This is a genomic window from Streptomyces sp. MK7 (assembly GCF_032658145.1).
GTDB lineage: Bacteria > Actinomycetota > Actinomycetes > Streptomycetales > Streptomycetaceae > Streptomyces > Streptomyces spiralis.
On sequence record NZ_JAVACL010000020.1, the window covers coordinates 138,510 to 150,628 of the forward strand.

Sequence of the window (12,119 nt, forward strand, 5' to 3'; positions counted from 1 at the left end):
GACGTTGCCGCAGACGGTGCGGGGGTCGACCCTCGTCGCGGCGGACTACTTCCAGTCCTACTCGGTCGTGGGCCTGCTCGCCGTCGTGGGTGTGCTGTTCGTCGCCGTCGCCTTCGGCGCCGGCCGTCTGCTGCGCCCGGTGGTCCCCACGCCCGAGAAGCTCCTGACGTACGAGTGCGGCGTCGACCCTGTCGGCGAAGGCTGGGCCCACACCCAGGTCCGCTACTACGTCTACGCCTTCCTGTACGTGATCTTCGCCGTCGACTCGATCTTCCTGTTCCCCTGGGCGACGGTCTTCGCCGCCCCCGGCTACGGCGCGGCGACGCTGGTGGAGATGTTCGTCTTCCTCGGCTTCCTGGCCGTGGGCCTGCTGTACGCATACAAGAAGGGCGTCCTGGCATGGACGTGAACCCCTCCACCACGGGCGCGAACGGCTCGACCCAGGGCGTGGACCCCTCGGTCTCCGAGCCCGTGTACCTGCCGGAGCCGAAGCGGCTGGGCGCGCTCGCGCGGCTGGCCCCCGAGCCGATGAAGGTCATCCTGAACTGGGGCCGCCGCTACTCGCTGTGGGTCTTCAACTTCGGCCTCGCCTGCTGCGCCATCGAGTTCATCGCCGCGTCCATGGCCCGCCACGACTTCATCCGCCTCGGCGTGATCCCGTTCGCGCCCGGGCCGCGCCAGGCCGACCTGATGGTGGTGTCCGGCACGGTCACGGACAAGATGGCCCCGGCGGTCAAGCGTCTGTACGAACAGATGCCCGAGCCCAAGTACGTCATCTCCTTCGGCGCCTGCTCCAACTGCGGCGGCCCCTACTGGGACTCGTACTCCGTCACCAAGGGCGTCGACCAGATCATCCCGGTGGACGTCTACGTCCCCGGCTGCCCACCCCGCCCGGAGGCGCTGCTCCAGGGCATCCTGAAACTCCAGGAGAAGATCGCGCGCGAGTCCCTGGGGGAGCGGTACGGCAACGGGCCGGCCCGGCCCTCGGCCGCCGCCCTGCAGAGCGATCTGGTCCAGGCGCCCGCTGCGGCTCCCGCCGGGACCGCCGGTGAGGAGGACGCGCGATGAGCGGCACCGGCTGGCTGCCCGCGCCCGCCGAGGAGCTGTTCGGCGCCGAGGCCACCGCGGAGGAGTCCTACGAGGTCCTGACGGTCGACGTACCGCCGACCGCGTGGGTGTCCGCGCTGCGGACCGCCCGCGACGAGCTGGGCTGCACCTACTTCGACTGGCTGAGCGCGGTCGACGAACCGGGCACCGGCTTCCGGATCTCCGCCCATGTGGTGGCGCTCTCCCCGGTACGGCGGCTGCTGCTGCGCACCACGGTCGCACACGAGGCGCCGGTCCTGCCCACCGCGGTGGACGTCTACGCCGGTGCGGCCTGGCACGAACGCGAGACCCACGAGATGTTCGGGGTCGCCTTCGAGGGCCACCCGGCCCTGGACCACCTCCTGCTCCCGGAGACCTTCGAGGGCCACCCCCTGCGCAAGGACTTCGTCCTGGCCGCCCGGGTCGCCAAGGCCTGGCCCGGGGCGAAGGAACCGGGCGAATCGGAGCACGGCGGTCCCAAGCGCCGCCAGATGCTGCCTCCGGGCGTCCCCGACCCCAACGAGTGGGGCCCCATGAAGGGCCGGCTCCCGGCCGCTCCGGCCCGTCCGGCGAGGGGCGCCGCCCGGGCGGCGGGCGACCGTCCGGCCCGTGCCGCCGGCGACCGTCCGGCCCGTGCCGCCGGCGACCGTCCGGCCCGTGCCGCCGGCGACCGCCCGGCCCGTGTCGCCGGCGACCGCCCGGCACGGCGTACCCGCACGGCGGCCGAGGGCTCGGCGAGCCAGACGGCCGCGGCGCCGGGTGCGGCGGCGACGGGTGCCGGGGCGGCCGGTGCCGGAGAGGCGACTGCGGCCGGTGCGGCCACTGGTGCGGCGCAGGGCGCGGCACCGGAGGGTGCCGCCGCCAGGCCACGCCGGATGCGGAGCGCGAGCCAGGGCTCGGCGAGCCAGCAGCGGGCCGCCGCGTCGGAGGAGGCACCGGAGAGCGCGGTGGCACCGGAGAGCGCGGCGGCGCAGAAGCAGGCCGCGGCGGAAGGCACCAGGGAGCAGGCCCCGGCGGCAGCCGAAGGACCGGCCGCGGAGGCCTCGGTGGCCCACGAGCCCGTCGCTCCGGCCGAGGGCGCGGCTCCCCCGGCACCGTCCGGGCCGCGCCGCGCGCGCAGCGCGAGCGAGGGTTCGGCCTCGCAGCGGGCGCGGGCGGCGACTCCGGAGGAACCCGGGCCGGCCACGCCGGCCAAGGCCCCCCGCAGCTCCGACGCCCCCTGGCACCACGCCCGCCCGGCCTTCGACGAACCCGAAAAGAAGCCCGAACAGAAGTCCGAACGAAATCCGGAACCGAAGCCCGAGCGCGAGCCCGAGCCCACACGCGAAGGCCCCGACCGCCGCGCCGGGCCTGACCAGTCCGACAGCCCCGACCAGCCCGACCGCCCCGAAGGAGGCCCGCAGTGAACGACGCTGTCGACGTCGCCCTGCGACTCCTGATCGTCTTCGCGGTCTTCCTCACCTTCCCGCTGATCGTCGGTCAGACCGAGCACAAGGTGATGGCCCACATGCAGGGCCGCCTCGGCCCGATGTACGCGGGCGGCTTCCACGGGTGGGCGCAGCTCGTCGCGGACGGTGTGAAGTTCGCGCAGAAGGAGGACGTGGTCCCCGCGGGCGCGGACCGCCGCATCTTCCAGCTCGCTCCCGCCGTCGCCCTCCTGCCGTACCTGCTGGTCCTGCTCGCCGTCCCCATCGGGCCGGGCGAGGGCGCGGTCGGTCAGGTCCTGGACGCGGGCATCTTCTTCGTGCTCGCCGTGATGGGCGTGGGCGTCCTCGGTTCCCTCATGGCCGGTTGGGCCTCCGCCAACAAGTTCTCCCTCCTCGGCGGCCTGCGCACCGCCGCCCAGCTCCTCGCCTACGAGCTCCCGATGCTGCTCGCCGCCGCCTCCGTGGCGATGGCGGCCGGCACGGTCTCCCTCACCGGCATCCTCGACGCCTTCCACTGGTGGTGGCTGCCCTGGCAGATCGTCGGCGCGATCGTCTTCTTCGTCGCCGGCCTCGCCGAGCTCCAGCGCCCGCCGTTCGACATGCCGGTCGCCGACTCGGAGATCATCTTCGGCGCCTACACCGAGTACACCGGCCTGCGCTTCGCCCTGTTCCTCCTCGCCGAGTACGCCGGGATCATCGTCCTGTGCGGTCTGACCACCGTCCTCTTCCTGGGCGGCTGGCACGGGCCGTGGGGCGCCGAGGGCCTCGGCTGGGTGTGGACCCTGCTGAAGACGGCCGTCCTCGCCTTCGTCGTCATCTGGCTCCGCGTCACCTATCCGCGGCTGCGCGAGGACCAGCTCCAGAAGCTGTCCTGGACCCTCCTCGTCCCCCTGTCCCTCGCCCAGATCGCCCTCACCGGCATCGTCAAGGTGGTGATCTCCTAGTGTCCCCCGTACCTGGCTCCGGCCTCGCCAAGGGCCTGGCCGTCACCCTGCGCACGATGACGAAGAAGACCGTCACCGAGCAGTACCCGGACGCCCTGCCCGACCTGCCTCCCCGCACCCGCGGCGTGATCGGCCTGTTCGAGGAGAACTGCACGGTCTGCATGCTGTGCGCCCGCGAGTGCCCGGACTGGTGCATCTACATCGACTCCCACAAGGAGACGGTCCCGGCGGCGGCCCCCGGCGGCCGCGAACGCAGCCGCAACGTCCTCGACCGCTTCGCCATCGACTTCTCCCTGTGCATGTACTGCGGTATCTGCATCGAGGTCTGTCCTTTCGACGCCCTGTTCTGGTCCCCGGAGTTCGAGTACGCCGAGACCGACATCCGCGACCTCACCCACGAGCGCGACAAGCTGCGCGAGTGGATGTGGACCGTTCCGGCCCCGCCCGCCCTCGACCCCGGCGCGGAGGAGCCGAAGGAGATCGCCGCCGCCCGCAAGACCGCCGAGAAGCTGGCCGCAGCCCAGGCCGAACCCACCGGACCGAAGGCCCAGGCCGAACCCACCGATCCGAAGGAAGGAGAAGGACGGTCGTGACCCTCGCCGCCGCACAGCACGGCTTCCTCTCCCCGACGGGCGTCGAGATCGCCTTCCTCCTCGTCGGCCTGGCCACCTTCGGCGCCGCGCTCGTCACCGTCACCACCCGGCAGCTGGTGCACGCCGCCCTGTGGCTGGTGGTGACCCTGGGCGGGCTCGCCGTCGAGTACCTCCTGCTCACCGCCGAGTTCATCGCCTGGGTGCAGGTCCTCATCTACGTCGGCTCCGTCGTCGTCCTCCTCCTGTTCGGTCTGATGCTCACCAAGGCCCCCATCGGCCGCTCCCCGGACGCCGACTCCGGCAACCGCTGGGCCGCCCTCGCCGTGGCCGCGGCCTCCGCGGCCGCCCTGGTCTGGGTCGTCGTCGACGCCTTCCGCACCACCTGGATCGACCTGGACGGCGCCGCCGCCGGCACGACGAAGGTCACCGGCGAAAGCCTCTTCCAGAACTGGGTCCTGCCCTTCGAGGCCCTCTCCGTCCTGCTGCTCGCCGCCCTGGTCGGCGCGATCGTCCTGTCCCGCAAGGCGAAGGCGGACGCCGCCACCGACGCCCGGGTCCGTGCGGCCCGGGGCGAGCAGGCCGCCGAGGAAGGCACCCGCTGATGCACCTGGTCTATCCCGCCGTACTCTCCGCCCTCCTGTTCTGCACCGGTCTGTACGGCGTCCTCGCCCGCCGCAACGCGATCCTGGTCCTGATGTCGGTCGAGCTCATGCTCAACGCCGTCAACCTCAACCTGGTCGCCTTCGACGTCTGGCTCAGCAAGGCAGCCCGCGAGACCCTGCACTCCGGCCAGGCGCTGACCCTGTTCACCATCGCCATCGCCGCCGCCGAGATCGGCATCGGCCTGGCGATCGTCCTCGCCGTCTACCGCAACCGCGGCAGCTCGGACATCGACCGGCTCCGCGACGCCGCCGAGGGCCCCGACGACGACTCCGACCCCGGCCACGACAGCGACGCCGCCGCGACCGCGCGGGCCGCCGAGAAGGCTGAGGCCACCGCGTGACCACGACCACCCTCGCCGTCCTCGTACCCCTCCTTCCGTTCCTGGGCGCCGCGGCCGGCCTGCTGCTCGGCCGCACGACCCCCGGCTTCGTCCGCCCGCTCGCGGTCCTGCCGACCCTCGCCTCCCTCGTCCTGACCGTGCTGGTCGCCGCCGCCCAGGGCGGCGGGCCCGCCGTGGACGCCGCCACCGAGCTCACGCCCACCGGCTCGGTCCCCATCGAGCTCGCCCTGCACATCGACGGCTTCGCCGCGCTCGTGGCCGTCCTGGTCGGCGTCGTCGCCGGCTGCGTGCAGATCTACTCGACGGGCTATCTCCGCGACGACCCGCGCTACCCCTCCTACGCCGCTCTCGTCTCCCTGTTCACCTCCGCGATGCTGCTCGTCGTCTACTCCGGCGACCTGATCGTGCTGCTGGTCGGCTGGGAGATCATGGGCATCTGCTCCTACTTCCTGGTCGGCCACTACTGGGAGACCCCGGAGGCCCGCGCCGCCTCCATCAAGGCCTTCCTGGTCACCAAGCTCGGCGACGTGCCCTTCCTGATCGGTCTGTTCGCGCTCGCCACCGACGCCGGGTCCTTCCGGATCACCAAGGTCCTCGGCGCCGTGGCGAACGGCGGCCTGCCCCACCCGACGCTGATCGCCCTGCTGCTCCTCGCGGGCGTGGCCGGCAAGTCGGCGCAGTTCCCGCTGCACACCTGGCTGCCCGACGCGATGGCGGGCCCGACCCCCGTCTCCGCGCTGATCCACGCCGCGACGATGGTCGCCGCCGGTGTCTACTTCGTCGCCCGCCTCCTCCCCGTCTTCCAGGCCTCGTCGGCCGCGATGGTGGTTCTCGCCGTCATGGCCGCCGTGACGATGGCCGGTTCGGCGCTCGCCGCGCTCGCCCAGGACGACATCAAGCGCGTCCTCGCCTACTCGACGATCGGGCAGCTCGGCTACATGACCGGCGCGCTCGCCGTCGGTGACCGCGATGCCGCCGTCTTCCACCTCCTGTCCCACGGCGCCTTCAAAGCGCTGCTCTTCCTCGCCGCCGGCGTGATCATCCATGCCGCCGGCACCAACTCACTGGCCGCCATGTCGCGCATGGCCGGCCTGCGCGACCGCGTCCCGGACGCCTACTGGACGATGACCGTGGCGCTTCTCGCGCTCGCCGCGATCCCGCCCTTCAGCGGCTTCTTCTCCAAGGAGTCCGTGCTCGGCGCCGCCGAGCACGTCGCCACCGGCCGCACCGGCCACGCCCCCGGCCCGGCCGGCTGGATCGTCCTCGCCGCCGGACTCCTCACCGCGCTGCTCACCGCCGCGTATGCCACGCGGCTGTGGCTGCTGGCCTTCCGCGGCCGGGGCGCCGGGGCCCCCGACCACGGCGGGCAGCCCCTGACCATGAACGCCGTGCTGTGGGTGCTCGCCGTGCCCTCCCTCGCGTTCGGCGGCCTCGCCTTCCGGGTGCTGCCCGACTGGTTCGACGGCCGCGACCTCGCCCCGACCCTGACCACCTCCGTGCTCGGCACGGGCCTGGCCCTGGTCGGCGCCGTCGTGACCTACGGCGCCTGGCGGCACACCAGCGCACTCGCGGCCCGTGTCCCGCTCGGCGCGGTCGCCGCTCACCCGGAGGCCGACGCCGGACTCGTCGAGGCCGAGGCCATCGCCGCCCACCGGCCCGCCTACGGGGACATCGCCTACGCACCCGACCCCGCCGACCCCGGACGACTGCTGCTCGGCCCGCTCCACCGCCACGCGGCCGTCGGCTTCCACCTCGATGCCGTGTACGCGACCCTCTTCGTCCGCCCGGTCCTGGCCGGGGCGAGCCTCGTCAGGTTCCTCGACCGCGAGGTCGTCGAGACCTACGTACGCGGCGCCGGAGCCGTGCCCCGGCTGCTCGGAGCCGCCGTACGGCGGGCCCAGACCGGCAATGTGCAGACCTATGTGAGCGCGCTGCTCGCCGGCACCGTCGTCCTGGCGGTCGCCGCCGTCCTTCTCGCCACGGGAGCGTGAGCAGGCGTGATCGATATCAACGAGTCCGTGATGCGGTTTCTTCTGGCATTCGTCGTCGTCGGCCCGCTCCTCGGGGCGCTCGCCGCCCTCCTGCCCTCCCGCCCGTCACCCGACCGCCACCCCTCAAGGAGCCGCTTCGCGGCGCCCCTTCTGGTCACCGGGCTGAAGGGGAAGTCGCCCGAGCAGGCTGTGCTCCGGCACGGCGTGACCGTCAGCGGCGCGATCCTCATCGCCGCGATCGTCCTCGCGGCCGGCTTCGACCACGACCACCCGTCGAAGATGCAGGCCACCACCGACATCAGCTGGATCCCCGCACTCCATGTGCGCATCCACCTCGGCATCGACGGCATTTCCCTCCCCCTCGTCGTCCTGACCGCGCTGCTGACCTTCCTCTGCGCGCTCCACAGCTACTTCAAGCCGCCCGCGGGCCCGTCCCCGAAGGCCTTCGTCGCGCTGCTGCTCCTGCTCGAGTGCGGCACCCTCGCGACCTTCGCCGTCCTCGACCTGCTGCTGTTCTTCCTCGCCTTCGAGACCGTGCTCGTCCCGATGTACTTCCTCATCGCCCGCTGGGGCGGCGAGGGCCGCCGGGCCGCCGCCTGGCGGTTCATCCTCTACACCCTCCTCGGCTCGGTCGTCATGCTGCTCGGCCTGCTCCTGATCGGGATCAAGGCCGGCACCTTCGACATGGTGGCACTCGCCACTGACAACGGCCGGTCACTCACCGCATCCGTGCAGGTCATCGCCGTTCTGGCGATCGGGATCGGGCTCGCCGTCAAGACCCCGATGTGGCCGCTGCACAGCTGGCTCCCGGACGCCCACACCGCCGCCCCGACCGTCGGCTCGGTCCTGCTGGCCGGCGTCCTGCTGAAGATGGGTACGTACGGGTTCGTCCGGATCCTGCTGCCGATCGCGCCGCACGGCTTCCACACCTTCGCGCCCTACCTGGCCGCCTTCGCCGTCGTCGGGATCATCTACGGGTCCCTGGCCTGCCTCGCCCTCGCCAAGCGCGGTGCCAAGGGCGACCTGAAACGGCTCATCGCCTACTCCTCCGTCGGCCACATGGGCTTCGTGCTCCTCGGCATCGCCACCACCACCCCGACCGGCGTGAACGGCGCCCTGTTCGCCAACATCGCCCACGGCCTGATCACCGGCCTGCTCTTCTTCCTGGTCGGCGGGCTCAAGGACCGTACCGGCACCACCGACCTCGACGCCCTGGCCCTCCCGTCACCCGACCACCGCCCCTCAACGAGCGGCTCCGCCGCGCCGAATCAATTCGAGACCGGCGCCGCCCTCTACGGCAAGGCCCCTCGCCTCGGCGGCCTGCTCGCCTTCGGCGCGGTCGCCTCGCTCGGCCTGCCCGGCCTCGCCGGATTCTGGGGCGAGATGCTCGCCCTGTTCGGCGCGTTCAAGCCCGCCGCCGACCTCAGCCGGCCCGCCTTTCTCACCTTCATGGCGATCGGCGCGTTCGGCACCCTGCTGACGGCCGCGTACATGCTCGTCGTGGTCCGCCGCGTCTGTATGGGCGCCGTACCGCAGCAGGCTCCGAAGCTCGCCGACGTCCACAGTTTCGAGTTCGCGGCCTGGACCCCGCTCGTCGCCCTCACCGTCCTCGCCGGGCTCTGGCCGAAGGCCCTGCTCGGGCTCACCGACCCGGCCGTGCAGCAGCTCCTCGCAGGAGGCACCCGATGAGCGTCCTGGCCCAGTCGCCGGCCGCGTCGGCGGTCCAGTCCGTCGACTGGCTCGCCATCGCGCCGCCCACCCTCACCGCGGTGATCGCCCTGGTGGCGCTGGTCGCCGACCTGTTCGTGCCGAAGACGCGCAAGCCCGTCCTCGGCTGGCTCTCCGTCGCCGGCCTCGCCGCCTCCGCGCTGTTGCTGCTGCCCCTCCTGGACGGTGACCGCAGCACCTTCTGCCTGACGAAGCAGGCCGGCGTCTGCAGCTACACCGCCGACCACTTCACCCTCGTCATCCAGTTCCTGGTCCTCGGCGGCGCCCTCCTCGCGGCCCTGCTGTCCGTCACCGCGCTGAAGGACGCGCGCGGAGGACTCCCCGAAGGGGAGTACTGGTTCCTGCTGCTGTCCTCCGCCGCCGGAGCCGCCCTCCTGCCCGCCTCCCGCGACCTCGCGACCCTCATCGTCGCCCTGGAAGTCGCCTCCCTGCCCGCCTTCGCCCTGGTCGGCCTGCGGCACGGCGACCGGAGGTCCTCCGATGCGGCCCTGAAGTTCTTCCTGTCGTCGGTCACCGCCACCGCCGTCAGCCTGCTGGGCATCAGCTTCGTCTACGCCTCCACCGGCACCCTCTACCTCACCCGGATCGCCGACCGCATCCAGCACGTCGACGGGCAGCTCCACACCCTCGCCCAGACCGGCGTCGTCCTCACCCTGGTCGGCTTCGCCTTCAAGACGGCCGCCGTCCCCTTCCACTTCTGGGTGCCCGACACCTACGTAGGCGCGCCCCTGCCCATCGCCGCCTACCTGTCCGTGGTCGGCAAGGCCGTCGGCTTCACCGGCCTGATCCTCGTCACCGTCGTCGCCTTCCCGTCGTACGCCGACGCCTGGGGCCCCGCGCTCGCCGTGCTCGCCGCCCTGACCATGACCGTCGGCAACGCCGGCGCCCTGCGCCAGCAGGCCACGCGCGCCTACAGCGCGATCCGGCTGCTCGCCTGGTCCTCCGTCGGCCAGGCCGGCTACCTCCTGGTGCCGATCGCCGCCGCGGGCTACTCCAAGGACGCCCAGAAGTCGATCGGGTCCACGGTCGCCTACGCCCTGATGTACGCCGCCGTGAACCTCGGCGCCTTCGCCGTGGCCGCACTCGTCGGCCGTACGAGGCGACACAACCGCCTCACCGACTACCGCGGCCTGTACGCCACCAACCCGGTGACCGCCCTCCTCCTGGCCTTCTTCCTGCTGTGCCTGGCCGGGCTGCCGCCGGGTGTCATCGGCCTGTTCGCGAAGGTCACGGTCTTCTCCGCGGCCGTCGACGCCGGACTCGGCTGGCTCGCCGTCGTCATGGCCGTCAACGTCGTCGTCGCGCTGTTCTACTACCTCCAGTGGACGGCCCTGCTGTTCCGCGCCCCGGAGGGCGAACCCCTCCGGCACCGCGTCCCCGCCCCCCTCACCGCGGCGATCACCCTGACGGCCGTCATCGGCATCGCCCTGTCCGGCGCACCCCAGCTGGTCCTGCGCTTCGCGAGCACCGGCCTGTTCTGAGCCGGCGCCCCCGCACCCGCCGGGGAACCCGCGGCGCCCGCCTGGCGTTGACCGGACAGGAAGGGTCAACTGGACGTGACATCACGACACCAGTGGCACCGCACAGCAACAAGCGAAGGGTTCCCCTGCCGCACCACTTGGAGGGCGTACCGTGCACCGCCGGCACAACGGGCTCAGGACCGCAGTACTCCTCGGGGGACTGTCCGCACTCATCATCGTCATCGGCAGTCTCTTCGGCCGCACCGGCCTGATCGTCGCCGTGCTCGTCGCCATCGGCACCAACGCCTACGCCTACTGGAACAGCGACAAGCTGGCCCTGCGCGCGATGCGCGCCCGCCCGGTCAGCGAGTTCGAGGCCCCGGCGCTGTACCGCATGGTCCGCGACCTCTCCACCCAGGCCCGCCAGCCGATGCCCCGCCTGTACATCTCACCGACGGAGGCGCCCAACGCCTTCGCGACCGGCCGCAACCCGCGCAACGCGGCCGTGTGCTGCACCGAGGGCATCCTGCGCATCCTGGACGAGCGCGAGCTGCGCGGGGTCATCGGCCACGAGCTGAGCCATGTCTACAACCGCGACATCCTGATCTCCTCCGTCGCCGGCGCCCTCGCTTCCGTGATCATGTTCCTGGTCAACTTCGCCTGGCTGATCCCGGTCGGCCGCTCGGACGACGACGAGGGCCCGGGCCTGCTCGGCATGCTTCTGATCGTGATTCTCGGCCCGCTCGCCGCCACGCTCATCCAGCTGGCCATCAGCCGCTCCCGGGAGTACGAGGCCGACGCGTCCGGTGCCCGCCTCACCGGCGACCCCCTCGCCCTCGCCGGCGCCCTGCGCAAGCTGGAGACGGGCACCCAGCAGCTCCCGCTGCCTCCCGAGCCGCGCATCGAGACCGCCAGCCACATGATGATCGCGAACCCGTTCCGCCCGGGCCAGGGACTGTCGAAAATGTTCTCCACGCACCCTCCCATGGCAGAACGCATCGCCCGACTGGAGCAGATGGCCGGCCACCACCGATGAAGACAATCCTCGACGTCATCCGGTGGTGATCACCGCGGGCAGCGGCTCGGGCCGGATTTACCGGCTGGCGCTTGGCCCCACGGCCCGGCAGACTGCCGGGCCGCTCCCAAGCTGCGTGGATAAAGTGCCCCGGCTAGTATCGTCTGTATGGCCGGTGCCAAGGGCCATTGCGGTCAGGGAAGGCAAAGGCACCGGGGTGAGCCGCCGATGCGGCCTGTTGCTCCCATATCCCCTCATCTCGCGTGGTCATATGCGGTGACGGTTTAGGCGGGAAGACCTGGTGCAGGGGTTCCTCACTCAAGGTCAGCGTTCACAAACATGTACTGCATATGGCAGGGGCCCTCTGTGTTGTTGCGCTACTTGCCGCAACACCAGTGTCGCTGGGCACAGGAAATATGGCGATTTCTCGAAGTAGGTTGTGTCTCCGGTCGGGAAGCTACAATTTCCTGTCCCGATTCAACAGCCGGCACCCGCGCCAACTCTCTCAGGAAAGAGACTTCTCAACCTGAACCTCCCAGGCTCGAATGTGTGCACCTTCGCTGACTCTTCGAGCAGCTAGTTTTTAGGCTAGATGTTAGCCGCAGGGGGAATGGTTCACCGCTGGGGGAAAGCGGTTTACCTGGAAAAGAGAGCTGGAGAGGTTCCATGTTCACTGCTCGAAAGCGTATTGGGCGCATAGCAGGCATCTCCTGCGTTGCCGCTCTGGCCGCCGGCACCCTCGGCGTGGCGAACGCCGAAGCCGCACCGACCACCCAAGACGCTGTGGTGCATTCGGTCAGCAAGCCGAAGCCGCCACGTCCGAGGCCGAACACACCGAACACGCCGAACACGCCGAACACGCCGGGTGGCGG

Annotated in this window: 11 protein-coding genes and 1 pseudogene; all 12 read left to right on the forward strand. The window is 71.6% G+C overall.

Annotated features, from left to right (window positions below):
• The first annotated feature begins 16 nt into the window (after window positions 1-16).
• Window positions 17-409, forward strand: a complete 393-nt coding sequence (locus R2S09_RS22430) for an NADH-quinone oxidoreductase subunit A (RefSeq protein ID WP_037868573.1) — start codon at window positions 17-19, stop codon at window positions 407-409.
• Window positions 400-1,068: an NADH-quinone oxidoreductase subunit B family protein gene (locus R2S09_RS22435; protein WP_316742849.1), complete on the forward strand. Its 669-nt coding sequence runs from the start codon at window positions 400-402 to the stop codon at window positions 1,066-1,068. The genes R2S09_RS22430 and R2S09_RS22435 overlap by 10 nt, the downstream gene beginning before the upstream one ends.
• Window positions 1,065-2,492 carry an NADH-quinone oxidoreductase subunit C gene (locus R2S09_RS22440; protein WP_316742850.1) on the forward strand — a complete coding sequence of 476 codons (1,428 nt, stop codon included), beginning with the start codon at window positions 1,065-1,067 and terminating at the stop codon, window positions 2,490-2,492. The genes R2S09_RS22435 and R2S09_RS22440 overlap by 4 nt, the downstream gene beginning before the upstream one ends.
• Window positions 2,489-3,457, forward strand: coding sequence for a complex I subunit 1 family protein (locus tag R2S09_RS22445; RefSeq protein WP_316742851.1), 969 nt, complete (start codon window positions 2,489-2,491; stop codon window positions 3,455-3,457). The genes R2S09_RS22440 and R2S09_RS22445 overlap by 4 nt, the downstream gene beginning before the upstream one ends.
• Entirely contained in the window at window positions 3,457-4,050 is a 594-nt protein-coding gene (locus tag R2S09_RS22450; protein WP_316742852.1) for a 4Fe-4S binding protein, read from the forward strand. The genes R2S09_RS22445 and R2S09_RS22450 overlap by 1 nt, the downstream gene beginning before the upstream one ends.
• On the forward strand, window positions 4,047-4,652 hold the full coding sequence (locus R2S09_RS22455) for an NADH-quinone oxidoreductase subunit J (protein ID WP_306192870.1): 606 nt from the start codon (window positions 4,047-4,049) through the stop codon (window positions 4,650-4,652). Before R2S09_RS22450 ends, R2S09_RS22455 begins: the two co-directional genes overlap by 4 nt.
• Window positions 4,652-5,053, forward strand: coding sequence for an NADH-quinone oxidoreductase subunit NuoK (gene nuoK, locus R2S09_RS22460; protein ID WP_306192871.1), 402 nt, complete (start codon window positions 4,652-4,654; stop codon window positions 5,051-5,053). The genes R2S09_RS22455 and nuoK overlap by 1 nt, the downstream gene beginning before the upstream one ends.
• A complete protein-coding gene (locus R2S09_RS22465; RefSeq protein ID WP_316742855.1) occupies window positions 5,050-7,044 on the forward strand; it encodes an NADH-quinone oxidoreductase subunit L in 1,995 nt (664 codons plus the stop codon). Before nuoK ends, R2S09_RS22465 begins: the two co-directional genes overlap by 4 nt.
• A gap of 6 nt (window positions 7,045-7,050) precedes the next feature.
• Window positions 7,051-8,733, forward strand: a complete 1,683-nt coding sequence (locus R2S09_RS22470) for an NADH-quinone oxidoreductase subunit M (RefSeq protein WP_316742856.1) — start codon at window positions 7,051-7,053, stop codon at window positions 8,731-8,733.
• On the forward strand, window positions 8,730-10,253 hold the full coding sequence (locus tag R2S09_RS22475; RefSeq protein WP_316742858.1) for an NADH-quinone oxidoreductase subunit N: 1,524 nt from the start codon (window positions 8,730-8,732) through the stop codon (window positions 10,251-10,253). The genes R2S09_RS22470 and R2S09_RS22475 overlap by 4 nt, the downstream gene beginning before the upstream one ends.
• Before the next feature lie 151 nt (window positions 10,254-10,404).
• Entirely contained in the window at window positions 10,405-11,268 is an 864-nt protein-coding gene (gene htpX / locus R2S09_RS22480) for a zinc metalloprotease HtpX (RefSeq protein WP_306192876.1), read from the forward strand.
• Window positions 11,269-11,913: 645 nt separating this feature from the next.
• Window positions 11,914-12,119 (forward strand): annotated as a pseudogene (locus R2S09_RS22485) (hypothetical protein); the annotation flags it as partial.

Bases quoted from the DNA above. Each gene is read 5' to 3' on its own strand.
- nuoK (WP_306192871.1), top strand. From the start codon at position 4,652: ATGCACCTGGTCTATCCCGCCGTACTCTCCGCCCTCCTGTTCTGCACC.
- R2S09_RS22440 (WP_316742850.1), top strand. From the start codon at position 1,065: ATGAGCGGCACCGGCTGGCTGCCCGCGCCCGCCGAGGAGCTGTTCGGC.
- R2S09_RS22475 (WP_316742858.1), top strand. From the start codon at position 8,730: ATGAGCGTCCTGGCCCAGTCGCCGGCCGCGTCGGCGGTCCAGTCCGTC.
- R2S09_RS22435 (WP_316742849.1), top strand. From the start codon at position 400: ATGGACGTGAACCCCTCCACCACGGGCGCGAACGGCTCGACCCAGGGC.